20 protein-coding genes are annotated in these 22,002 nt (G+C 66.4%); 10 read left to right on the top strand and 10 right to left on the bottom strand.

The genetic code is table 11. From position 1 onward, the window contains the following. Window positions 1-48: 48 nt before the first annotated feature. Entirely contained in the window at window positions 49-273 is a 225-nt protein-coding gene (locus ACEVQ6_RS05495; protein WP_374888213.1) for a hypothetical protein, read from the top strand. Window positions 274-317: 44 nt separating this feature from the next. On the opposite strand, the gene ACEVQ6_RS05500 is transcribed toward ACEVQ6_RS05495, so the two are convergent. Both ACEVQ6_RS05500 and ACEVQ6_RS05505 read right to left on the bottom strand, forming a co-directional pair. Beyond that, on the bottom strand, window positions 318-743 hold the full coding sequence (locus ACEVQ6_RS05500) for a hypothetical protein (RefSeq protein ID WP_374887919.1): 426 nt from the start codon (window positions 741-743) through the stop codon (window positions 318-320). A 77-nt stretch (window positions 744-820) separates the two neighbouring features. Then, a complete protein-coding gene (locus ACEVQ6_RS05505; RefSeq protein WP_374888214.1) occupies window positions 821-1,744 on the bottom strand; it encodes a LysR family transcriptional regulator in 924 nt (307 codons plus the stop codon). 321 nt (window positions 1,745-2,065) lie between these two features. Between ACEVQ6_RS05505 and chvE the strand changes: the two genes are divergently transcribed. From chvE to araD, 6 genes are all read left to right on the top strand, one after another. Continuing rightward, window positions 2,066-3,136, top strand: coding sequence for a multiple monosaccharide ABC transporter substrate-binding protein (gene chvE / locus ACEVQ6_RS05510; RefSeq protein WP_374887920.1), 1,071 nt, complete (start codon window positions 2,066-2,068; stop codon window positions 3,134-3,136). A gap of 123 nt (window positions 3,137-3,259) precedes the next feature. Beyond that, a complete protein-coding gene (gene mmsA, locus ACEVQ6_RS05515; RefSeq protein WP_374887921.1) occupies window positions 3,260-4,795 on the top strand; it encodes a multiple monosaccharide ABC transporter ATP-binding protein in 1,536 nt (511 codons plus the stop codon). Continuing rightward, window positions 4,795-6,003, top strand: a complete 1,209-nt coding sequence (gene mmsB / locus ACEVQ6_RS05520; RefSeq protein WP_374887922.1) for a multiple monosaccharide ABC transporter permease — start codon at window positions 4,795-4,797, stop codon at window positions 6,001-6,003. Before mmsA ends, mmsB begins: the two co-directional genes overlap by 1 nt. 112 nt (window positions 6,004-6,115) lie before the next feature. Further along, a complete protein-coding gene (araD1, locus tag ACEVQ6_RS05525) occupies window positions 6,116-7,111 on the top strand; it encodes an AraD1 family protein (protein ID WP_374887923.1) in 996 nt (331 codons plus the stop codon). Between the two features lie 57 nt (window positions 7,112-7,168). Beyond that, entirely contained in the window at window positions 7,169-8,605 is a 1,437-nt protein-coding gene (locus ACEVQ6_RS05530; RefSeq protein ID WP_374887924.1) for an aldehyde dehydrogenase family protein, read from the top strand. Between the two features lie 23 nt (window positions 8,606-8,628). Continuing rightward, window positions 8,629-10,371, top strand: a complete 1,743-nt coding sequence (gene araD / locus ACEVQ6_RS05535; RefSeq protein ID WP_374887925.1) for an L-arabinonate dehydratase — start codon at window positions 8,629-8,631, stop codon at window positions 10,369-10,371. 93 nt (window positions 10,372-10,464) lie between these two features. On the opposite strand, the gene ACEVQ6_RS05540 is transcribed toward araD, so the two are convergent. Genes ACEVQ6_RS05540 through ACEVQ6_RS05550 form a run of 3 tightly spaced genes read right to left on the bottom strand, consistent with a single transcriptional unit; the run spans window position 10,465 to window position 13,648 of the window. After that, on the bottom strand, window positions 10,465-11,283 hold the full coding sequence (locus tag ACEVQ6_RS05540) for a transglutaminase family protein (protein WP_374887926.1): 819 nt from the start codon (window positions 11,281-11,283) through the stop codon (window positions 10,465-10,467). 25 nt (window positions 11,284-11,308) lie between these two features. Further along, window positions 11,309-12,247 (bottom strand): alpha-E domain-containing protein, encoded by a 939-nt coding sequence (locus tag ACEVQ6_RS05545; RefSeq protein WP_374887927.1) that lies wholly within the window; start codon window positions 12,245-12,247, stop codon window positions 11,309-11,311. A gap of 6 nt (window positions 12,248-12,253) precedes the next feature. After that, entirely contained in the window at window positions 12,254-13,648 is a 1,395-nt protein-coding gene (locus ACEVQ6_RS05550; RefSeq protein WP_374888215.1) for a circularly permuted type 2 ATP-grasp protein, read from the bottom strand. Between the two features lie 337 nt (window positions 13,649-13,985). On the opposite strand from ACEVQ6_RS05550, the gene ACEVQ6_RS05555 reads away from it, so the two are divergent. Then, the gene (locus ACEVQ6_RS05555) at window positions 13,986-14,864 is read left to right on the top strand and encodes a DMT family transporter (protein WP_374887928.1); all 879 of its coding nucleotides are present in this window, start codon (window positions 13,986-13,988) and stop codon (window positions 14,862-14,864) included. 59 nt (window positions 14,865-14,923) lie between these two features. Here the strand turns inward: ACEVQ6_RS05555 and ACEVQ6_RS05560 are convergent, their stop codons facing one another. Further along, window positions 14,924-16,348: a DEAD/DEAH box helicase gene (locus tag ACEVQ6_RS05560; protein ID WP_374887929.1), complete on the bottom strand. Its 1,425-nt coding sequence runs from the start codon at window positions 16,346-16,348 to the stop codon at window positions 14,924-14,926. Between the two features lie 424 nt (window positions 16,349-16,772). Here ACEVQ6_RS05560 and ACEVQ6_RS05565 point away from each other — a divergent pair, with 424 nt between their 5' ends. Continuing rightward, window positions 16,773-17,222, top strand: coding sequence for a host attachment protein (locus tag ACEVQ6_RS05565; protein ID WP_374887930.1), 450 nt, complete (start codon window positions 16,773-16,775; stop codon window positions 17,220-17,222). Window positions 17,223-17,294: 72 nt separating this feature from the next. On the opposite strand, the gene ACEVQ6_RS05570 is transcribed toward ACEVQ6_RS05565, so the two are convergent. From ACEVQ6_RS05570 to mnmD, 3 genes are all read right to left on the bottom strand, one after another. Further along, window positions 17,295-17,621, bottom strand: a complete 327-nt coding sequence (locus ACEVQ6_RS05570) for a hypothetical protein (RefSeq protein ID WP_374887931.1) — start codon at window positions 17,619-17,621, stop codon at window positions 17,295-17,297. Between the two features lie 119 nt (window positions 17,622-17,740). After that, window positions 17,741-19,324, bottom strand: coding sequence for a trimethylamine methyltransferase family protein (locus tag ACEVQ6_RS05575; RefSeq protein WP_374887932.1), 1,584 nt, complete (start codon window positions 19,322-19,324; stop codon window positions 17,741-17,743). 102 nt (window positions 19,325-19,426) lie between these two features. Then, a complete protein-coding gene (gene mnmD / locus ACEVQ6_RS05580; protein WP_374887933.1) occupies window positions 19,427-20,149 on the bottom strand; it encodes a tRNA (5-methylaminomethyl-2-thiouridine)(34)-methyltransferase MnmD in 723 nt (240 codons plus the stop codon). Here mnmD and ACEVQ6_RS05585 point away from each other — a divergent pair. Beyond that, window positions 20,148-21,347, top strand: a complete 1,200-nt coding sequence (locus tag ACEVQ6_RS05585) for an NAD(P)/FAD-dependent oxidoreductase (protein ID WP_374887934.1) — start codon at window positions 20,148-20,150, stop codon at window positions 21,345-21,347. The genes mnmD and ACEVQ6_RS05585 overlap by 2 nt on opposite strands. Window positions 21,348-21,446: 99 nt before the next feature. Here ACEVQ6_RS05585 and ACEVQ6_RS05590 read toward each other — a convergent pair whose 3' ends face one another. Next, the gene (locus ACEVQ6_RS05590; RefSeq protein ID WP_374887935.1) at window positions 21,447-21,833 is read right to left on the bottom strand and encodes a PRC-barrel domain-containing protein; all 387 of its coding nucleotides are present in this window, start codon (window positions 21,831-21,833) and stop codon (window positions 21,447-21,449) included. Between the last annotated feature and the right edge of the window lie 169 nt (window positions 21,834-22,002).

The following is a 22,002-nucleotide window of genomic DNA, read 5'->3' on the forward strand; positions in this document are numbered from 1 at the left end:
AAATTTGAACGAGAAGACGACGGTCGCGAGGAGGCTTTGCCCATGAACATGCAGAAATTCATCGATCCGGACCACCCGTTCTACCGGCCGCTGTGGGTGCGGCTGCTGATCGCCGCCTCCTGCCTGTTCTGGACCGCGATCGAGCTCTACAACGGCGAAATGGTCTGGGGCATGCTGTTCCTCGCCGTCACCACCTATGTGGTCTGCGTGCTGCTGATCTTCTTCAACCCGAAGGCCCCGGAACCGCCGAAGCCGGACGAGCCCGCCACCTGACGCCCGGCTTCCCGCGCCACCCGCCCGGCCGGATTCGAGGATCCTCATTTGCGCCCGGCATGGCGGCGGAGGGCAGCGTCGATCAGGCTGTTGGCGATGGTCATCCGCCGCCCGGCATCGGCGCGGCGCTCCGCCGCAAAGAGGTCTGGATGGTTGAGGCTGGCGAAGCGGCGCCGCAGCGCCGCCAGGTCCTCGGGCGATTCGCCGCCTGACAGCCCGAGGTCGGCCGCGACCTCTTCCATGGTTGTCCGCCTGAGCCAGGGATGGGGATCGGCCGGCGGCGGCAGTTCCGGTGCGTCGCCGGCGATCTCGGCATAGGCGCGCGCCGCCGTGGCGCCATCCCTATCACCGCTCGTGCCGGCGACGAATCCGCTGGTCAGGCCGCGGATGCCCGCCGCCACCGGGGAAGGCTCCGGCTCCGCCTCGTCTGACGGACGCAGCCGGTCGAGCACGGTCTGGAAGATCGACATCCTGAACATGGTCCTGCGGTCCCCGCCTTGCCGGAGGGAGGACATGGCATGCGACGATGGCGCGAGGCTTGCAGGCATCAGGCGGTCGCCTGCTTGAAGATCAGGTCGTAGAGGAGCCGCGCACTCGGCGTCAGCGCCCGCCCCTGGGCGGTGATCAGGCTGTAGGGCTTGATGCGCAGCGGAAAATCGATGGGGAGCACGCGGATGTCGCCGGAATCGGCGCCGTGCCCCGCAATCAGGGTCGCGACGTCGCGCGCGACGGCCGCGATCGCGCTGGTGTTGCGCACGATGGCGATCGTCAGCACGATCGAGGAGGTGTTGATCACCGTCACCGGCAGCGGCACGCCGGCGGCGAGGAAGCGGTCCTCGACCGCGCGGCGCAGCAGCGTCCCGCGCGGCTGGAACACCCAGTCATAGCCCGGAAGGTCGTCGACGGAGACCGGCGCGCGGTCGAGGAGGGGATGGCCGTCGCGCACGATCAGCGCGATATGCTCCTCGCCGATCTCGGTCATGGCGAAGTGCTCGGGGTTCGCATCTTCCGGGATGCGGCCGAGGACGAAATCGTGGCGGCCGGCCAGAAGCTCGCGCGTCAGCACGTTGCTGTTCTCGATCTGCACGCTGATCTCGATGCCGGGATAGGCGGTCGAGACCTGGCGGATTGCGGGCACCGCGAGGTTGAGGGCGGGGCCGGTCACCGATCCGAGCGAGACCGAGCCGCCCGACCCGGTCTTCAACTCGTTGATCTCGCGGGCGGCCTCGCGCAGTTCGAGGAAGATGCTGCGGGCCCGCCGCGCCAGCGCCTTTCCGTAGGCGGTCAGCTCGACGCCGCGGGCGACCCGCTCGCAGAGCGGCGTGCGGAAGATCGCCTCGATCTCGCCGAGCATGCGCGAGGCGGCGGGTTGCGACATGTTGAGCGCGTGGGCGGCTGCACTCACCTGGCGATGTTCCTCGACGGCGAGGATGAGGCGGAGATGGCTGATCTTCAGCCCGGGGCGGAACATGTCGGCCGGCGCGCCGGGGCCTGAGGTCAGCGGGGAAGTGTCGGCGGGCACGGTGGACGCCTCTCCATGTCGCGTTGCAATAAATCACACTCTTTATCAGTGTTATATCGAAAATGATATGATGGAGAACCACTATTGCATTTGACAGGTATGGGAATTGATTCCAGTTTGCCGCCATGTGCGCCGGGCAACGTGGGAGCGTTGGGCGGGAGGTTCCTCAACCCCAAATCTACCGGAAGGTTTTCTTCCGTTGTCGACGGCAAGCGCATGCGATGGCGCGGCAGGCCAGCCCGCCTCAACACGTGATCTGGGAGAGATCGAATGAAATTGCTTACCTCGCTTCTGGCGGCCGCCGCGATCGGCGTCGCCTCCTTCGCCTTCCCCGCGCTCGCCCAGGACAAGGGCGTCGTCGGCATTTCCATGCCGACCAAGACCTCGACGCGCTGGATCTCGGACGGCGAGACGATGGAGAAGCTGTTCAAGGAGGCCGGCTATACGCCGGACCTGCAGTTCGCCGACGACGACATCCCGAACCAGCTCGCGCAGATCGAGAACATGGTGACCAAGGGCGCCAAGGTTCTGGTCATCGGCGCGATCGACGGCACGACGCTGTCCGACATCCTCGCCAAGTCGCACGAGCAGGGCGTCAAGGTCATCGCCTATGACCGCCTGATCCGCGATTCGGGCAATGTCGACTACTACGCCACCTTCGACAACTTCCAGGTCGGCGTCCTGCAGGCGACCAGCCTCGTCGACGGCCTGAAGCAGCGCTTCGGCGACGTGAAGCCGTGGAATGTCGAGCTCTTCGGCGGCTCGCCGGACGACAACAACGCCTTCTTCTTCTACGACGGCGCCATGTCCGTGCTGCAGCCGCTGATCGACAGCGGCGACATCGTCATCAAGTCCGGCCAGACCGGCATGGAGACGGTCGGCACGCTGCGCTGGGACGGCGCGGTCGCGCAGGCCCGCATGGAGAACCTGCTGTCCTCGACCTACACGGATGCCCAGGTCAACGGCGTTCTCGCCCCCTATGACGGCCTGTCCATTGGCATCCTCTCGGCGCTGAAGGGCGTCGGCTATGGCTCCGGCGACCTGAAGATGCCGATCGTCACCGGCCAGGACGCCGAGCTTCCCTCGGTCAAGTCGATCCTCGCCGACGAGCAGTATTCCACCGTCTTCAAGGACACGCGCGAGCTCGCCAAGGTCGCCGTCAACATGACCAACGCGATCATGGAAGGCAAGGAGCCGGAAATCAACGACACCAAGACCTATGACAACGGCGTCAAGGTCGTCCCGTCCTACCTGCTGAAGCCGGTGTCCGCCGACAAGACCAACGTCAAGGACATCCTGGTCGGCGCCGGCTACTACACGGAAGACCAGATCAACAACTGATCCTTCCCTTCCACCTTCGGGGTTCGCGACCTGTCGCGAACCCCTTCTGCCATGGCGATGGAATGCTATAAGCTCGGCCTGTCTTTCCCTCGTCATCCCCAGGTCGCCGCAGGACTATCGGACATGGACACAATCATTCTCGAAATGCGCGGCATCACCAAGACGTTTCCGGGCGTGAAAGCGCTGGACAACGTCAACCTGAAGGTGCGCGAGGGCGAGATCCACGCGCTGGTCGGCGAAAACGGCGCCGGCAAGTCGACGCTGATGAAGGTGCTTTCCGGCGTCTATCCGGCCGGCACCTATGACGGCGAGATCCATTTCGGCGGCGAGGTCCGGCATTTCTCGACGATCTCCGACAGCGAGCATCTCGGCATCATCATCATCCACCAGGAACTGGCGCTCGTGCCGCTGCTCTCGATCGCGGAAAACATCTTCCTCGGCAACGAGATCGCCACCAACGGCGTCATCGACTGGAAGCAGACCTTTTCTCGCACGCAGGAGCTTCTGAACAAGGTCGGGCTCAGGGAGCCGCCGACGGCGCGCATCACCGACATCGGCGTCGGCAAGCAGCAGCTCGTCGAGATCGCCAAGGCCCTGTCGAAGAAGGTGAAGCTGCTGATCCTCGACGAGCCGACCGCGTCGCTGAACGAGACGGATTCGGACGCGCTGCTGAAGCTCCTGATGGAGTTCCGCAAGCAGGGCATGACCTCGATCATCATTTCGCACAAGCTGAACGAGATCAAGAAGGTCGCCGACAAGATCACCATCATCCGCGACGGCGGCACGGTCGAGACGCTCGACTGTCACCGCGAGGAGATCAGCGAGGACCGGATCATCAAGGGCATGGTCGGCCGCGACATGGAAGACCGCTATCCGGCGCGCACGCCGAAAATCGGCGGCGTCCTGCTCGAGGTGAAGAACTGGAACGTTTACCACCAGCACCACCGCGACCGGCAATTCCTGCACGACATCCATTTCAACGTCCGCGCCGGCGAGGTCGTCGGCATCGCCGGGCTGATGGGCTCGGGGCGCACGGAGACGGCGATGAGCCTCTTCGGCAAGTCCTGGGGCCATCGGATCTCCGGCGAGGTGACCATGCACGGCAAGCCCGTCGACGTCAGCACGATCCCGAAGGCGATCGAGGCGGGGCTCGCCTATGTGACGGAGGACCGCAAGCAGCTCGGCCTCGTGCTCAACAACAACATCATGCACAACACGACGCTCGCCAACCTCGCCGCCGTCGCGAGCGCCGGCGTGATCGACGGGCACAAGGAGGCGCGCGTGGCGAGCGACTACCGCTCGAAGCTGCGCATCCGCTCCCATTCGATCTACCAGGAGGCGGTCAACCTGTCCGGCGGCAACCAGCAGAAGGTCGTGCTGTCGAAATGGCTGTTCACCAGTCCCGAGGTGCTGATCCTCGACGAACCGACGCGCGGCATCGACGTCGGGGCGAAATACGAGATCTACACCATCATCAACCAGCTTGCCGCCGAGGGGAAGGGCATCCTGATGATCTCGTCGGAGATGCCGGAGCTGCTCGGCACTTGCGACCGGATCTACGTCATGAACGAGGGCCGCATCGTCGCCGAGCTTCCGAAGGGTGAGGCAAGCCAGGAATCCATCATGCGCGCCATCATGCGCTCCGGGGAGAAACACTAATGGTCGCAGACACCGGTTCCCGCAGGGCCTCGCCCTCGATCGGCGAATATCTGAGGAACAACATCCGCGAGTACGGCCTGCTCGTCGCCCTCGTGGTGATCATGCTGTTCTTCCAGGTGATCACCGACGGCGTGCTGTTCCGTCCCGTCAACATCACCAACCTGATCCTGCAGAATTCCTTCATCGTTATCATGGCGCTCGGCATGCTGCTGATCATCGTGGCGGGGCATATCGACCTGTCGGTCGGGTCGATCGTCGCGTTTACCGGCGGACTTTCGGCGATCATGCTGGTGAAGTGGGGCATCCATTATTCCATCGTCGTGCCCCTGTGTCTGGTGCTCGGCGCGGCGGCCGGGGCGGCGCAGGGCTACTGGGTCGCCTACCAGAAGATCCCGTCCTTCATCGTCACGCTCGCCGGCATGCTCGTCTTCCGCGGGCTCACCTATCTCGTGCTGCAGAACCGGCCGATCGGTCCCTTCCCGAAGGATTTTCAGCTTCTCTCCACCGGCTTCGTGCCGGATTTCCTCTATTTCCTCAATCCGGCACCGGGCACGGTCACCAATCTCTTCGCACTCGTCACCGTCGTCGTCCTGGTCGTGATCGCCTTCTATTACGGCTTCAAGGAGCGGCGGGTGAACGAGCAACACGGCACGGAGAACGAGCCCTTCGCCTTCTTCGCGCTGCAGATGGGCATCATCGGCGTCGTCGCCATCTTCCTCGGTTACCAGCTCTCGACCTACAAGGGCTTCCCGAACGTGCTGGTCGTGATGGCCGTGCTGATCGCGTTCTACACCTTCATCACCACGCGCTCGACGATCGGCCGGCGCATCTACGCGATGGGCGGAAACGAGAAGGCGGCGAAGCTGTCCGGCATCAACACCGAGCGGCTGACCTTCTACGCCTTCGTCAACATGGGCGTGCTCGCCTCGCTCGCCGGCATGATCATCGCGGCGCGCCTCAATTCGGCGACGCCGAAGGCCGGCGTCGGCTTCGAGCTCGACGTCATCGCCGCCTGCTTCATCGGCGGCGCCTCGGCGTCCGGCGGTGTCGGCAAGATCACCGGCGCGGTCATCGGCGCCTTCATCATGGGCGTGATGAACAACGGCATGTCGATCATGGGCCTCGGCATCGACTACCAGCAGCTTGTCAAGGGCCTGGTGCTGCTCGCGGCCGTGTTCTTCGACGTCTACAACAAGAACAAGGGCTGAACGTCCGGACGGACGGGCCCATTCGACAGAACGGTCCGTGACGGGGCGGCCCGGCCGGATGGCCGGGCGGAGCACCGTCCCGCCGGACCCAGAGACGACAGGATGGAAGGCAATGCTGATTTCGCAGATCTCTGACAGCGACGGAACGATCCGCGTCGCGGTGCGCGACGACGACGGGTCGGCGGCGCATGTCGTCAAGGACGCGGCGAGCGTCCATGCGCTGGCGCTGGAGGCGGCCAATTCCGGCCGCTCGCTCGCGAGCGTCGTCGAGGCGCACGGGCGCGGGGAGGCGGTCGACCTGGCCGCGGCCTATGCCGAGGGCCGGCTGCTGTCGCCGATCACCCATGCCGATCCCGCCCATCTGCACCTGACCGGCACCGGCCTCACCCATCTCGGCTCAGCCTCCACCCGCGATGCGATGCATGCGGCGGTCTCCAAGGTCGAGGAGGGCGCCACCGACACGATGAAGATGTTCAGGATGGGCCTCGAAGGCGGCAAGCCGGCGCCGGGCGAGACCGGCGTGCAGCCGGAATGGTTCTACAAGGGCAACGGCCTCGTCGCTGCGGCGCCCGGCGCGCCGCTCGTTTCGCCCTCCTTCGCGCTCGACGGCGGCGAGGAGCCGGAGATCGCCGGCATCTACGTGATCGCCGACGACGGCCGGCCGTTCCGCATCGGCTTCGCCGTCTCCAACGAGTTTTCCGACCATGTGACGGAGCGGATCAACTATCTCTATCTCGCCCATTCGAAGCTCCGGCCGGCGAGTTTCGGGCCCGAGATCCGCATCGGCGCCGCGCCGGACGACATTCGCGGCACGTCGCGCATCCTGCGCGACGGCGCGGTGATCTGGGAGAAACCCTTCCTCTCCGGCGAGGCGAACATGTCGCACACGCTCGCCAACCTTGAGCACCACCACTTCAAGTATGCTCTTTTCCGCCAGCCGGGCGACGTGCATGTGCACATGTTCGGCACGGCGACGCTGTCCTTCGGCGACGGCATCAGGACGGAAGCCGGCGACGTGTTCGAGATCGAGGCGCCCGGTTTTGGCCTGCCGCTGCGCAATCCGCTGGCGGTCGCGGCGAAGGACGATGTCGTCATCGGCGAGCTTTGACTTTTTGATACGTGCGGCGCGTCGACGCGCGGCCGAACCGAAGGAGGGCGAAGGCCCATGACCATTCATCAGAACCTGATCGCCGGCGAGTGGGTCGCCGGAACCGATGCCGTGAAGAACATCAATCCGTCCAACACCGGCGACGTGGTCGGCGAATATGCCCGCGCCAGCGCCGAGGACACGAAGGCGGCGATCGCGGCGGCCAAGGCGGCGTTTCCCGCCTGGTCGCGTTCGGGCATCCTCGAACGGCATGCGATCCTGCGCAAGGCCGCCGACGAGATCCTCGCCCGCAAGGACGAACTCGGCCGGCTCCTGTCGCGCGAGGAGGGCAAGACTCTTGCCGAAGGCATCGGCGAGACGGTGCGCGCCGGGCAGATCTTCGACTTCTTCGCCGGCGAGACGCTGCGCCTTGCCGGGGAAACGCTGCCGTCGGCCCGTCCGGGCATCGGCGTCGAGGTGACCCGCGAGGCCGTCGGCGTCGTCGGCATCATCACGCCGTGGAACTTCCCGATCGCCATTCCCGCCTGGAAGATCGCCCCGGCGCTCTGTTACGGCAACACCGTCGTCTTCAAGCCGGCCGATCTCGTGCCGGGCTCCGCCTGGGCGATCGTCGACATCCTGCACCGCGCCGGCCTGCCGAAGGGCGTCTTGAACCTCGTCATGGGCAAGGGCTCGGTGGTCGGCCAGACGATCCTCGACAGCCCGGATGTGCACGCCATCACCTTCACCGGCTCGACCGGGACCGGCAAGCGCGTGGCGGCCGCCTCGATCGAGCACAATCGCAAGTTCCAGCTCGAAATGGGCGGCAAGAACCCCTTCGTCATCCTCGACGATGCGGATCTGTCCGTCGCGGTGGAAGCGGCCGCGAATTCGTCCTTCTTCTCGACCGGCCAGCGCTGCACGGCGTCGTCGCGCCTGATCGTGACCGAGGGCATCCATGACCGCTTCGTCAAGGCCCTGACCGAGCGGTTGTCCGGCATCGTCGTCGACGATGCGCTGAAGGCCGGCACCCATATCGGCCCCGTCGTCGACGAAACGCAACTGAAGCAGGATGTCGACTATATCGCGCTCGGCACGCAGGAGGGCGCGACGCTCGCCTTCGGCGGCGAGCGCCTGACGCGCGAGACGCCCGGCTTCTATCTCCAGCCGGCGCTCTTCACCGAGGCGACCAACCAGATGCGGATCAGCCGCGAGGAAATCTTCGGCCCCGTCGCCTCCGTCATCCGCGTGAAGGACTATGACGAGGCCCTGGCGACGGCGAACGACACGACCTTCGGCCTTTCCTCCGGCATCGCCACGACAAGCCTGAAACACGCGACGCATTACAAGCGCAATGCCGAGGCCGGCATGGTCATGGTCAACCTGCCGACGGCGGGCGTCGATTTCCACGTTCCCTTCGGCGGCCGCAAGGGCTCGTCCTACGGCTCGCGCGAGCAGGGCCGCTACGCCGCCGAATTCTACACCACCGTCAAGACCGCCTACACGCTGGCGTGACGCGAAACGCCAAGGACAAGACCATGACGAAGAAGAAGGCAGAATGGCCGCGCCGGCTCCGCTCCTATGAATGGTTCGGCGGAACCGGCAAGAACGCCATCATGCACCGCTCCTGGATGAAGAACCAGGGCCTGCCGGCCGACACGTTCGACGGGCGGCCGATCATCGGCATCTGCAACACCTGGTCGGAACTGACCCCGTGCAACGCCCACCTGCGCGACCTTGCGGAGCGGGTGAAGCGCGGTGTCTACGAGGCGGGCGGCTTCCCGGTCGAATTCCCGGTCTTCTCGACCGGCGAGAGCACGCTGCGCCCGACGGCGATGATGTTCCGCAACCTCGCGGCGATGGATGTCGAGGAGGCGATCCGCGGCAATCCGGTCGACGGCGTCGTGCTGCTCGGCGGTTGCGACAAGACCACGCCGAGCCTGATGATGGGGGCGGCGAGCGTCGACATCCCGGCGATCTGCGTCTCGGGCGGGCCGATGCTGAACGGCAAGTGGCGCGGCAAGGATGTCGGCTCCGGCACGGCGATCTGGCAGTTCTCCGAGATGGTCAAGTCCGGCGAGATGTCGCTCGCCGAATTCATGGATGCCGAGCAGGGCATGGCGCGCTCGGCCGGAAGCTGCATGACGATGGGCACGGCCTCGACCATGGCGTCGATGGCCGAGGCGCTCGGCATGACGCTGTCGGGCAATGCCGCGATCCCCGCCGTCGATGCGCGCCGCCGCGTCATTTCGCAACTGACCGGCCGGCGCATCGTCGAGATGGTCAAGGAGGACCTCAAGCCCTCCGACATCCTGACCAAGGAAGCCTTCGAGAACGCCATCCGCATCAACGGCATGATCGGCGGCTCGACCAATGCGGTGCTCCACCTTCTGGCGCTCGCCGGCCGCGTCGGCGTCGAGCTGACGCTCGACGACTGGGACCGGCTCGGCCGCGACGTGCCGACCATCGTCAACCTGCAGCCGTCGGGCAAATACCTGATGGAGGAGTTCTATTATGCCGGCGGCCTGCCCGTCGTCATCAAGGCGGCGGCGGAAGCCGGGCTGATCCACAAGGACATCGTCACGGTGGCCGGTACCAGCGTCTGGGAGGGCGTCAAGGACGTCGTCAACTACAATGACGATGTGATCCGCCCGGCCGACAAGGCGCTCGCCAATCCGGGCGGCATCGCCGTGCTGCGCGGCAACCTCGCGCCGAAGGGGGCTGTCCTGAAACCCTCGGCCGCCTCGCCGGACCTGATGCGGCACCGCGGCCGCGCCGTCGTCTTCGAGAGCATCGAGGACTATCACGCGCGCATCAACCGCGACGATCTCGACATCGACGAGACCTGCATCATGGTGCTGAAATATTGCGGGCCGAAGGGCTATCCGGGCATGGCCGAGGTCGGCAATATGGGCCTGCCGCCGAAGGTGCTGAAGAAGGGCATCACCGACATGATCCGCATCTCGGATGCGCGCATGTCGGGCACCGCCTACGGCACCGTGATCCTGCATGTCGCGCCCGAAGCCGCCGATGGCGGGCCTCTGGCGCTGGTCGAGAACGGCGACATGATCGACGTCGACATCCCCGCGCGCAAGCTGCATCTCGACGTGTCGGACGCGGAACTGGAGCGCCGCCGCGCCGCCTGGGTCTCGCCGGTCAAGCCGCTCACCGGCGGCTATGGCGGCCTCTACATCAAGACCGTCATGCAGGCCGACAGCGGCGCCGACCTCGACTTCCTCGTCGGCGCGCGCGGCTCCGTCGTCGAGCGCGATTCGCACTGACGCTCGCGCGTCGGAAGCGGGCCTTTCGGCCGAAAACAAAGAAAAGCGGGCGCCTCCGGCCGGAGGCGCCCGCTTTCGTCGTTCAGGGGATTTTCAGGACTGGCTCTGCGACTGGCCCTGGCTCTCGACCGTCAGCGAGACCGACAGCGTCTCGTGCGCCGCGCCATGCACGAGACCGGAAATCGGCGCGGCATCGCGGTAATCCAGACCGGTGGCGAGGCGGACATAGCGCTCGTCCGGGCAGATCTCGTTGACCGCGTCGAAGCCGACCCAGCCGAGGCCGGCGAGATGAACCTCGGCCCAGGCATGGCTCGCCGTCTGCTCCGCGACGTCGTCCATCATCAGATAGCCGGAGACGTAGCGGGCCGGATGGCCGAGAAGCCGCGCGGCGGTGATCATGATATGGGCGTGATCCTGGCAGACGCCGCTCTTCTGTTCCAGCGCCTGCTCGGCCGTGGTGTCGGTCCGCGTCTCTCCCGGGCGATAGGCGACAGCCTTGTGGATCGCCGCCATCAGCGCATGCATCGTCGCCAGGTCGCTGTCGCCGGTGACCGACCTGATCAGTTCGCGCGTCAGCTTGCCGGGTTTGGTCAGCGCCGTGTCGCGCTTGTAGAGCCAGAGCGGCACATAGCTGGTGTCGGCGCCGAAGACGCCGGCGAGGTCCCGCGTCTCGACTTCGCCGGCGGCGGTGATGCGGATCACCGTCTGGTCGCCATTGATGCTGACGAGGTCGATGCGGTTGCCGAAATGGTCGCTGTAGGAGAGTTCGGCGCGGGCGCCCTCGACGGTGGTCTGCCAGTTCAGCACCGTCTGGCCCGGCTCCGTCTTCGGGTGGAGGCGCAGGCGCTGGAGGGAATAGGCGACCGGTTCGCTGTAGACATATTCGGTCGTGTGGCTGATTTTCAGGCGCATGGGGGTCTCCGCCGCACGGGGGGCCTCAATAGAAGCGGTAGCCGTCGGAGATTTCCTGCCCCAGACGGTTGTTGTGGCTGATGAAGTCCTCGATATATTCGTGCAGGCCGCGATCCATGATCTCCTTGATCGACCGGTCGCGTAGCGATTGCAGCGTCTCCTGCGCCGTCGCGTGGGCGGCATGGCTCTCGCCGTATTCGCGCGCCAGATAGCCGAGATTGCTGGCGATCTTCTCGTAGCAATAGGCGAGCGAGCGCGGCATGCGGCCGTTGAGGATCAGGAAGTCGGCGATGTTGGCGGGGCGGTACTCCGCGTCATAGACCCAGCCATAGGCGCGGTGGGCCGAGACGGAGCGCAGGATCGATTCCCACTGGATGTTGTCCATCGACGAGCCGACCTGGGAGACGGCCGGAAGCAGCACGTAATATTTGACGTCGAGGATGCGGGCCGTGTTGTCGGCACGCTCGATGAAGGTGCCGATGCGGGAGAAATTGTAGAGCTCGTTGCGCAGCATCGTGCCGTGGAAGGCGCCGCGGATCAGCGCCGTCCGACGCTTGATCGTGTCGATGACCTGCGGCAGGTCGGTCGCCTTCACCCGCTTCGCCAGCACCGATTTCAGCTCGATCCAGCATTCGTTGGTCGATTCCCAGGTCTCGCGCGTCAGCGCCGTCCTCACCATGCGCGCATTGTTGCGTCCCGCCTCGATGCAGGAGAGCACGCTCGACGGGTTCAGCCGGTCGCGCAGCAGGAAATCGATCGCGTCGGCGGAGGTCAGGGTCGGATGCGCGTTGTCGTAGAGTTCGCGCACGCCCGAACTCTGCAGCACGCCGTCCCAGTCCTCCTCGCTCGCCTCGCTGCGCGTCAGCGACAGGCGCAGGCCCGCGTCGATGAGGCGCGCGATGTTCTCCGCCCGCTCGATATAGCGGAACATCCAGTACAGACCGTTTGCGGTTCTTCCAAGCATGCTCGATCAGTCCTCCAGAACCCAGGTATCCTTGGTGCCGCCGCCCTGGCTGGAATTCACCACCAGGGAGCCGGCCTTCAGGGCCACGCGGGTCAGGCCGCCGGGAATGATCTGCACCTTGTCCGACACGAGGACGTAAGGCCGGAGATCGACATGGCGCGGCGCGATCCCCTTCTTCACCATGATCGGCACGGTGGAGAGCGACAGCGTCGGCTGCGCGATATAATTGCCGGGCCGCGACTTCAGCTTGTCGGCGAAGACGGCGCGTTCCTTTCTCGTCGCGGTCGGGCCGACGAGCATGCCGTAGCCGCCCGAGCCGTGCACCTCCTTCACCACCAGTTCCTCGAGATGCTCGAGCACATAGGCGAGGCTCTGCGGCTCGGAACAGCGCCAGGTCGGCACGTTTTCGAGCAGCGCCTTGCGGCCGGTGTAGAACTCGACGATCTCGGGCATGTAGGAATAGATCGCCTTGTCGTCGCAGATCCCGGTGCCCGGCGCATTCGCAATCGTGATGTTGCCGGCGCGGTAGACGTCCATGATCCCGGGAATGCCGAGGGCCGATTCCGGCTTGAAGGTGAGCGGATCGAGATAGTCGTCGTCGACGCGGCGGTAGAGCACGTCGATCGCCTCGTAGCCGCGGGTCGTGCGCATCTTCACCTTGCCGTCGACGACGCGCAGGTCCGACCCCTCGACCAGCTCGACGCCCATCATGTCGGCGAGGAAGGCGTGTTCGTAGAAGGCGGAATTGTAGATGCCGGGCGTCAGCACCGCCACGCGCGGCTTGCCCGAACAGCCCGGAGGGGCGAGCGAGGCGAGCGACTGGCGCAGGAGATAGGGGTAGTTCTCGACCGGCCGCACCCGGTTCTGATGGAAGAGTTCCGGAAACATCTGCATCATCGTCTCGCGGTTTTCCAGCATGTAGCTGACACCGGAGGGGGTGCGGGCATTGTCTTCCAGAACGTAGAACTGGTCCTCGCCGGTGCGCACGATGTCGGTGCCGACGATATGGGTGTAGACGCCGCCCGGCGGGCGGAAGCCGATCATCTGCGGCAGGAAGGCGACGTTGCGCTCGATGAGCTCGCGCGGCACCCGGCCGGCGCGGACGATCTCCTGCTTGTGGTAGATGTCGTCGAGGAAGGCGTTGAGCGCGATGACGCGCTGCTCGATCCCTTGCGCGAGCTTGCGCCATTCGCGGCCGGAAATGATGCGCGGGATGAGGTCGAAGGGGATCAGCTTTTCGGCCGAATCCGCGTGGCCGTAGACGGCGAAGGTGATGCCGGTCTTGCGAAAGATGTTTTCCGCTTCCTTGGATTTGGCGAGGAGACGGGCGCGGTCTTGGCTCTCGTACCACTCGTGGTAGGTGAGATAGGGTTGACGCGGGCTGTTGTCCGCATTCATCATTTCGTCAAATGCCAACGGTGCAATCCCCTTTTTTTGTCATTTGATTACAACAGCCAAGGCAATGCAAGAAGCATGCACAGTCGCGCACCAAGATTTTGCGCCGCGTCATGTTCGCCTGTTTGCGACGCATCTGCCGCATCGGCGACCGCTTTCCCGCCGTTGCACGGCGGGTGCGGCCGTCCAGCCTGCCGTCTTTGCGGGCGACTGCATGGAAAATCGGCAGGTCGTCGATAAGGTCGGCTGATCGCTTGCCTCAACGGAATTCCTTTGACGCGCGCACCGCGCGGTTTTATCGCGGGCCCGATACCGGCCGCCGGCCGCTTTCCCAAGGTGCCCCATGACCCTCGACAGACTGGCTCCGACCCTCTTCGTGCTTCTCTGGTCGACCGGCTGGATCGCGGCGAAATATGCCGCGCTGTCGGCCGACCCGCTGACGTTCCTGGTCATGCGCTATGCGCTTGCCGGCCTCCTTCTCGCGGGCTTCTCGCTGCTGGTGCGTGCCGAATGGCCGCGCGGGCGGACGGGCGGCCATGCGCTCGTCTCGGGCATCCTGCTGCACGGTCTTTACCTCGGGCCCGTCTGGTGGGCGATCGGCGCCGGCGTGCCGGCGGCGCTCGCCGGCATCATCGCCGGCCTCCAGCCGCTGATGACGGCCGCGGTGGCGCCGTGGTTCCTGGGGGAGCGCATCTCTCCCCTCCAGCGCCTCGGGCTGGTGATCGGGCTCGCCGGCATCGCGGTCGCCGTGGCGCCGAAGCTGGCCGGCGGCGCCGGGCTTCTTGCCTCCGGCGGCTGGCCGATCGTCGTCAACATCGCCGGCATGGCCTCCGTCACCCTCGGCACGCTCTACCAGAAGCGCTACCTGCAGCAGGGCGACATCCGCGCCATCGCGCCGCTGCAATATGCCGGCGCGCTTCTCGTGACCCTGCCGGCCGCCGTCCTGATCGAGCCGATGCGGGTGACATGGGGGCTGCCGCTGCTCGGCGCCCTGGCCTGGTCGGTGTTCGGCCTGTCGATCGGTGCGATCGCGCTGCTTCTTTACCTGATCCGCCGCGGGCAGGTGTCGAAGGCGGCATCGCTGATCTATCTCGTGCCGCCGCTCGCAGCACTGGAGGCGGCGGTCGCCTTCGGCGAGCCGCTGACCGTGGCGATGATCGCCGGGACGCTGCTCTGCGTCGCCGGCGTCTATCTCGCCAACCGCAGGCGCGCGGGCGGCTGAACAGGAAAACGGCGGGCTCTCGCCCGCCGCTGTCCGATTTTGCACTGACTGCCGAAGGCTCAGGCTTCGTCGCGCCGATGGCCGCCCGCGCGACGCTGGCCCTGCGGCGCGCCGTCGCGGGAAGGCTGCTGGCCGAGCGGCTGGCGTGCCGGCCGGTTGTTGCGGCGGTTGCGCTTGGCGACGGCCGCCTCGTGTGCGGCCTGTGCAGCCGGGCCCTGGCCCTTGCGGTGCTGCTTGCGCTGCGCCGCGCCGTCGCCTGCCTCGGAAGGGGCGGCGCTGCCGGAACGGGGTGCGCCGCGCTGGCCGCCACGGCGCTGGCCGTTGCGGGCGGGCGCCTGCGGCACGCGGCCCGCCGGCGGCTCGCCGCTGGCGACCGTCAGGGCGATGCCGGTCAGCTTCTCGATGTCGCGCAGCAGGCGGAATTCGTCGGGCGCGCAGAAGGCGATGGCGATGCCGTCGCGGCCGGCGCGCGCGGTGCGGCCGATGCGGTGGACATAGGCGTCCGGAACTTCCGGCAGGTCGTAATTGTACACATGGGTGACGCCGGGGATGTCGATGCCGCGCGCGGCGACGTCGGTGGCGACGAGCACGCGGATCTCGCCGTCGCGGAAGGCCTTCAGGGCCCGCTCGCGCTGGTTCTGGCTCTTGTTGCCGTGGATCGACGAGACTTTGAAGCCGACATGGTCGAGATGCTTCATCAGCTTCTCCGCGCCGTGCTTGGTGCGGGAGAAGACCATGGCGCGGCCGTCCGGATTGTCGGTGAGCGACGCTTTCAGCAGTTCGGTCTTCTGCGCGCCGCCGGCGACGTGATGGACGAACTGCTCGACCTTGTCGGCCGCCTTGCCCGGCGGCGAGACCTCGACGCGGACCGGATCGGTCAGGTACTCGCCGGCCAGTTCGGCGATCGCCTTCGGCATGGTGGCCGAGAACAGCAGGGTCTGGCGGTTCTTCGGCACCAGCTTGGCGATCTTGCGCAGGTCGTGGATGAAGCCGAGATCGAGCATCTGGTCGGCCTCGTCGAGCACGAGGTAGCGGCCGCGTGTCAGCGTCACCGCCTTGCGGGCGATGAGGTCGAGCAGGCGGCCCGGCGTGGCGACCAGAATGTCGACGCCGCGCTCCAGCTGGAAGGTCTGCTTGTTGATCGAGGCTCCGCCGACGACGACGCCGATCTTGAGCGGCGTCTTGCGGACGAACTCCTTGAGGTTGGCGGCGATCTGGTTGACGAGCTCGCGGGTCGGCGCGAGCACGAGGGCGCGGATGTTGCGCGGATCGGGGCGGCTGCCTTCGGCAACCAGCTTCTCGATCATCGGCAGGCCGAAGGCGGCCGTCTTGCCGGTGCCGGTCTGGGCAAGGCCGATCAGGTCGCGGCCGGCCATGACCTCGGGGATCGCGGCGGCCTGGATCGGCGTCGGCGTGGTGAAGCCGAGGCCGGTAAGTGTGGTGAGGATGTTCTGGGACAGGCCCAGATCGTCAAAACGTGTCAAAGTCCAAATGCCTTTTCGGGCGCGCAAGACGAACGACACCGGAGCCGCTCAAGGGCTGGCCGGTGCAGGCCTTGCGTCAAGAACCCCGCGTGATCTGGGAACTTGTGGGTTGAAAATCAGCGTCTGCGCCGTCATCCGCCGCTTCCGGCGAATGATCCTTAAGATGCGCTTCCTTCTTCGCGGCCCGTATCGAAGAGTTGCCGCCGGGCTCGCTCACGCGGCGGCCGGAAGGTGACGCTGGCGTTCATGTCGTTTGTTTGCGGTGCAAAGTCAAGCCTTGCTTTTGCAGGGCAGCCCTTCGACGGATGAAGGGAACGGGAACCGAACCCGTTCGGGCGGCGTTGGGGTGAGGGCGTTCCCTGCGCGGGATCCCGATTTCCCGCGCGGGTGCGGACCGGATGAAACAGCCAAGGAGCGTATAGCCATGACGAACACCTGGATCCTCGCCGCGGACGGCAGCACCTGCCGCCTGCTGAAGGGCGTGAATTTCCTCAAGGACGAGCCGCAGACGCCCGAGCAGGAGATTTTCCAGACCGAGGCGCGGAAGGCCCAGGACATCAAGTCGGACCGGCCGGGCCGCAGCCATTCCTCCGTCGGTCCAGGCCGCTCGGCGATGGAATATTCGAGCGATCCGGTGCGGGTCGATCAGCAGGGCTTTGCCGCCGACGTGGCCGACACCATCGACCGCTATGCGAAGGAGGGCGCCTTCGATCGTCTCGTGCTCTGCGCCGCGCCACAGACGCTCGGCGACCTGCGCGGCATGCTCTCGCAGGACGTCCTCGACAGGACGTCCCATGAAATCAGCAAGAACTACAGCAACCTGCCGACCGACAAGCTGATCGCCAATGTGCGATCGGCGATCTTCGACGCCTGACGGGAAAGCGGTTCCGACGGTCCCGTATATCCTGCGCCGGGGGTGGGAGAGACCGCTCCCGGCGCCTTTTCCTCAGCCCGGCCAATAGCGGCAGGCGCGAACGGGATAGACCTGGCCGAAATGGTTCTCGTGCAGCGCCGTGTGGCAATGGGGCCCGTAATAGGGTGTCACCACCGTCCTGTAGGCCGGCGCCGGTCCGTAGGGGCCGTAGTCGTAGACGACGCGCGGGGCGGGTGCCGAGGCGACCGCGCCGCCGATCAGCGCGCCGCCGATGAGGCCGGTCGCGAGTCCAGCACCGAAATTGTCGTGGGCATTGGCCTGGGCGGCGGTGGCAATTGTGGCACCCGCAATTGTCAGGGCAACCAGACCGGCTGAGGCAAGGCGTCTTGCATTCAACATGGTCGTTGTTCCTTCTGCTGGTCCAGCGCGCCGGCGACCGGCGTCATCTCTGCTGGAACGGCTTCACCTTACACCCGCCCGTGCCTTTCGCTCAGTGAATTCGCGTTCATGTTCGCGCGTCAGAAGTCGGTCGGAACCCCGCCCTGCGCCTTCCGTTTCGCGACGAAGGCGTCGAGCTCCTCCTCGACCGCCGGGTCGAGGGGCGGGCGCTCGTAGTCCGCGAGCTTCTGCTTGAAGACCCGGTTGGCGTGGTCGAAGGTCGTCGGGCTTCCCGCTTCCGTCCAGGTCTCGAAATTGCGCCAGTCTGAGAGGATCGGCGAATAGAAGGCGGTCTCGTAGCGTGCCAGCGTGTGGGCCGTGCCGAAATAATGCCCGCCCGGCCCGACGTCGCGCACCGCCTCGAGGCCGAGGGCGTCTTCGCTGACATCGAGCGGCGCGAGGAATTCCGCCACCATCTGCAGCATGTCGACGTCGAGGATGAACTTCTCGAACGAGGCGGTCAGTCCGCCCTCGCTCCAGCCGGCCGAATGCATGATGAAGTTGCCACCGCCCTGGGTCAGCGCCCAGAGCGACAGGGCCGATTCGTAGGCGGCCTGCGCGTCGAGCGTGTTCGACGCGTTGGTGTTGGAGGTGCGGTAGGGCAGGTTGTAGCGCCGGGCGAGCTGGCCGCCGGCGATCACCGCCTTCATGTATTCCGGCGTGCCGAAGGCGGGTGCGCCCGTCTTCATGTCGACATTGGAGGTGAAGCCGCCATAGATCACCGGCGCGCCGCGCCGGACCATCTGGGTAAAGGCGATGCCGCAGAGCGCCTCGGCATTCTGCTGCACCAGCGCGCCGGCGATGGTGACGGGCGCCATGGCGCCGGCGAGCGTGAAGGGCGTTACCACGACGACCTGGTTGCGCGACGACATCTCGATGATGCCCTGCAGCATCGGCCCGTCGAGGCGGAGCGGCGAGGAGGTGTTGATGACGGTGAAGAGCGACGGTTCCCGCTCCATCTGCTCCATGGTGATGCCGCGGCCGATCCGGGCGATCTCGATGCCGTCGGTGTTGCGCTGCCGGCCGAGCGAATAGACGTGGAAGGCCTTGTCGGTCAGTTTCACCAGGTCCGACAGGCAGTCGAGATGGCGCACCGAGGCGTGGATGTCGACGGGCTCGACCGGGTAGCCGCCGGTCGTGTGCACGATGTCGTAGCTCTGGGCGAGCTTGACGAGCTTGCGGAAGTCCTCCTGGTTGCCGGCGCGCCGGCCGTGGTCGCGGTCGGAGACGAAGGGGGCGGAGGCGATCTGGGCGAAGACGAGGTTGTTGCCGCCGATCTCGACATTGCGCGAGGGGTTGCGCGCATGCAGCGTGAAGCGCGACGGGGCGGAGGCCATGAAGTCCATGATCATGTGGCGGTCGAAACGGACCCGGTCGGTGCCGGGCGTCACGTCGGCGCCGGCCGCCTTCATCATCATGCGCGCCTCCGGCAGGATGACGTCGAGGCCGATCTCCTCGAGGATCTTCAGCGATGCCTCGTGGATCGCCTCGACCGCGTCGTCGGAGAGCACGCGCGAGGGCGTCATCGTGTTCGAGAGATGGAGATAGCGTGCGTCCGCGCCCGTCCTGCGGCCGCGCTCGGCGCCGCGTCCGCCGCTTCTGCGCCGGCGTTCGGCCGGGGCCGGTTGCGTGTCCAACGCCTGCGAAAGCCTGTTTTCGTCCATCTGCACCATCCCCGCTGCGACGAGGCGAAACCTCGCAGATTCGCCGGCGCGATGCCCTCCCCATTTGCGACACGTCGCTTCTCGCCTGAAGCGGCGGCGCGTTCAGGCGCTCTTTTTGCCGCAGAGCATCTCGCGCTTGTCGGCAAAGCCCGGCCGGCGCTCCACCGAAAAACCGGCGGCCTGGAGATTGCGCCGGACGAAGCCGGCCGCGGCATAGGTGGCGAAGCCGCCGCCGGGGCGCGTGTGCGCGTGAACGAGCGCCATCAGTTCCGGCGACCACATGTCGGGATTGCGCGACGGCGCGAACCCGTCGAGGAACCAGGCGTCGGCGGCAAGATCGCGGTCCGAGAGCGCGGTGAACGCGTCGCCGCAGACGACGAGAAGGCGGACATCCGGTTCGAAGTCGAGCGCGACCGTCGCGCTGGGCGCCTGCGGCCAGCGGGTGACAAGGCTTTCCCGCTCCGCCGCGAGCTCCGGCCAGCGCGCAAGCGCCCGGTCGATGCTCCCGCCATCCATCGGATAGCGCTCGAACGAGACATAGGTGAGCGTCTGGCCGCGCGGCGCCGTCCGGCGCCATTGCCGGAGCGTCTCGCAGAAGTTCAGTCCGGTGCCGAAGCCAAGCTCGGCGATGGTGAAGCCGGCCGCGCCGATCCAGCGCGCCGGCAGGCCGTTGCCGTCGAGGAAGACGTGGCCGCATTCCAGCCGCCCGTCGTGCCGGCAATAAAAATGATCGCCAAAGACGGTCGAATACGGCATATCGCCGTCATGCCATGCGAGCGGCGCGCCGTTTGTGTCGGCAGGGGGAGTGTCGGAGGGTCCGGTCATGGCGCAACGCGATAGCGACGGGCGGGCGCCCGGTCAATCCACTGGCCGCGGCAGCACCTCTCCTGACGTCCTTGTCATCGGTGCCGGCATCATGGGCCTGTGGGCGGCGGTAAAAGCTGCGCGCCGGGGCGCCTCCGTCCGGCTCGTCGAGGGACGCAGGGTCGGCGCGGGGGCGAGCGGCGGCCTTCTCGGCGCGCTGATGCCGCACGGTCCGGACCGGTGGAACGAGAAGAAGCAGGTCCAGTTCGAGGCCCTGATGGCACTCCCTGGCGAGATTGCCGCGCTCGAGGCGGCGAACGGCCTGTCGGCCGGCTATCGCCGTTGCGGCCGCCTTGTGCCGCTTTCCAAACCCCATCTGCGCGAGATCGCGCTCCGGCAATCGGCGGAGGCCACGATCCATTGGCGGCAGGCGGCCCTCGGGCCGCACTGGCGCGTGGAGGGCAGGAGCGCCATCTCCGGCTGGCCCGAGGACGGCGCCATGGCCTGCGGCCTCGTTCACGAGACCCTTTCGGCGCGGGTCGATCCGCGCCGCCTCCTGGCGCTGCTCGCGGCGGAACTGCGTAGGTTTCCGGGTGCCCGCCTTGACGAAGGCGTCGGGGTGCGCGGCATCGATGCGGAGGAGGGATCGGTGCAATTCGAGGACGGATCCCGGCTTGAGGCCGGTGCGGTGATCGTCGCCTGCGGCGTCGCGAGTTTTCCGCTGATCGACCGCATGAGGCCCGTCGGCGCATCTCCGACGGGTTCGGCGGTGAAGGGGCAGGCGGCATTGCTCGACGCCCGTATCGACCCGTCCTGGCCGATTGTCTATGCCGACGGCCTCTATATCGTCCCGCACGAGACCGGCCATGTTGCGATCGGCAGCACCAGCGAGCCGGACGCTCCGGACCCGCTCGGCACCGATGGCCGGCTCGATGCTCTGATCGGCCAGGCGGTCGCTCTCGCGCCCATGCTGAAGGACGCTCCGGTGATCGAACGCTGGGCGGGCCTGCGGCCGCGGGCGATCGGCCGGGAGCCGATGCTCGGCCGTCACCCGGACCATCCGCGTCTTTTCTTCATGACCGGCGGCTACAAGGTCAGTTTTGGCCTCGCCCACCGTCTGGCCGACAGTGTCGTGGCCGAGATTGCAGGCGATCCGACGCTCGCGCTGCCGGCGGAATTTGCGGTCGGAGCCCATCTCGCGCTGGCAGACATGCGATAAGCCTTTGTTTTAAAAACAACAATGGCCCCGACACTGTCGGGGCCACCATCATCTCTGTCCGGGATCGCATCTCCCAGAACGCCGATATAGGGCGCCTGCTTACATCCAGTAGGGGGGGACCCCATAATAATCGTAAACCCGGCGCCCGCCTTCGCGCGACCAGTCGAATTCCGAGTCGTCCGAATATTTCGGCGCGGCCTCGACCTGTTCGCGGGTCACGTCGGTGCGATAGCCACCGAGATCCGGATCGTAGCTGAGCTTGGCCCAGGGCAACGGGTAGTGGTCCTCGCCGATGCCGAGGAAACCGCCGAAGGCGAGGACGGCATAGGCGACGCGGCCGCTCCGCTTTTCGAGAACGACGCGCTCGATCGAGCCGATATGCTTGCCGTCGGCACCGTAGACGCGCGTTCCCTCGACCTTGTCGCTGCCGATCAGGTCATGGGTTTCGCGGGTGGAAAGGTCGTTCGGAGTGTTGTGCATGTTCATGGCGTTCCTCCTGTTGTTGTTTCGATGGAAGGGTAACGACAGGGCCGCCCGATGGTTCCCCGGATTTTCGCGATGCCGGGGACGGCATCCTCCCTCCTTCTTCTTCGTCAAGCTGTCACGCAAATCACCTAGGCCTCCCGCCATGGCGCTGAAGCGGGAGGTTGCGGCG

Source organism: Ensifer soli, from assembly GCF_041928815.1.
Taxonomy (GTDB): domain Bacteria; phylum Pseudomonadota; class Alphaproteobacteria; order Rhizobiales; family Rhizobiaceae; genus JBHFEI01.

What these genes read in the sequence shown, in the direction of transcription:
- ACEVQ6_RS05565 (WP_374887930.1), top strand. Translation starts at nt 16,773, where the DNA reads ATGACGAACACCTGGATCCTCGCCGCGGACGGCAGCACCTGCCGCCTG.
- ACEVQ6_RS05540 (WP_374887926.1), bottom strand. Translation starts at nt 11,283, where the DNA reads ATGCGCCTGAAAATCAGCCACACGACCGAATATGTCTACAGCGAACCG.
- araD1 (WP_374887923.1), top strand. Translation starts at nt 6,116, where the DNA reads ATGCTGATTTCGCAGATCTCTGACAGCGACGGAACGATCCGCGTCGCG.
- ACEVQ6_RS05495 (WP_374888213.1), top strand. Translation starts at nt 49, where the DNA reads ATGCAGAAATTCATCGATCCGGACCACCCGTTCTACCGGCCGCTGTGG.
- ACEVQ6_RS05590 (WP_374887935.1), bottom strand. Translation starts at nt 21,833, where the DNA reads ATGAACATGCACAACACTCCGAACGACCTTTCCACCCGCGAAACCCAT.
- mmsB (WP_374887922.1), top strand. Translation starts at nt 4,795, where the DNA reads ATGGTCGCAGACACCGGTTCCCGCAGGGCCTCGCCCTCGATCGGCGAA.
- ACEVQ6_RS05555 (WP_374887928.1), top strand. Translation starts at nt 13,986, where the DNA reads ATGACCCTCGACAGACTGGCTCCGACCCTCTTCGTGCTTCTCTGGTCG.
- ACEVQ6_RS05545 (WP_374887927.1), bottom strand. Translation starts at nt 12,247, where the DNA reads ATGCTTGGAAGAACCGCAAACGGTCTGTACTGGATGTTCCGCTATATC.
- ACEVQ6_RS05575 (WP_374887932.1), bottom strand. Translation starts at nt 19,324, where the DNA reads ATGGACGAAAACAGGCTTTCGCAGGCGTTGGACACGCAACCGGCCCCG.
- ACEVQ6_RS05505 (WP_374888214.1), bottom strand. Translation starts at nt 1,744, where the DNA reads ATGTTCCGCCCCGGGCTGAAGATCAGCCATCTCCGCCTCATCCTCGCC.
- mnmD (WP_374887933.1), bottom strand. Translation starts at nt 20,149, where the DNA reads ATGACCGGACCCTCCGACACTCCCCCTGCCGACACAAACGGCGCGCCG.
- ACEVQ6_RS05530 (WP_374887924.1), top strand. Translation starts at nt 7,169, where the DNA reads ATGACCATTCATCAGAACCTGATCGCCGGCGAGTGGGTCGCCGGAACC.
- araD (WP_374887925.1), top strand. Translation starts at nt 8,629, where the DNA reads ATGACGAAGAAGAAGGCAGAATGGCCGCGCCGGCTCCGCTCCTATGAA.
- ACEVQ6_RS05570 (WP_374887931.1), bottom strand. Translation starts at nt 17,621, where the DNA reads ATGTTGAATGCAAGACGCCTTGCCTCAGCCGGTCTGGTTGCCCTGACA.
- chvE (WP_374887920.1), top strand. Translation starts at nt 2,066, where the DNA reads ATGAAATTGCTTACCTCGCTTCTGGCGGCCGCCGCGATCGGCGTCGCC.
- ACEVQ6_RS05585 (WP_374887934.1), top strand. Translation starts at nt 20,148, where the DNA reads ATGGCGCAACGCGATAGCGACGGGCGGGCGCCCGGTCAATCCACTGGC.
- mmsA (WP_374887921.1), top strand. Translation starts at nt 3,260, where the DNA reads ATGGACACAATCATTCTCGAAATGCGCGGCATCACCAAGACGTTTCCG.
- ACEVQ6_RS05550 (WP_374888215.1), bottom strand. Translation starts at nt 13,648, where the DNA reads ATGATGAATGCGGACAACAGCCCGCGTCAACCCTATCTCACCTACCAC.
- ACEVQ6_RS05500 (WP_374887919.1), bottom strand. Translation starts at nt 743, where the DNA reads ATGTCGATCTTCCAGACCGTGCTCGACCGGCTGCGTCCGTCAGACGAG.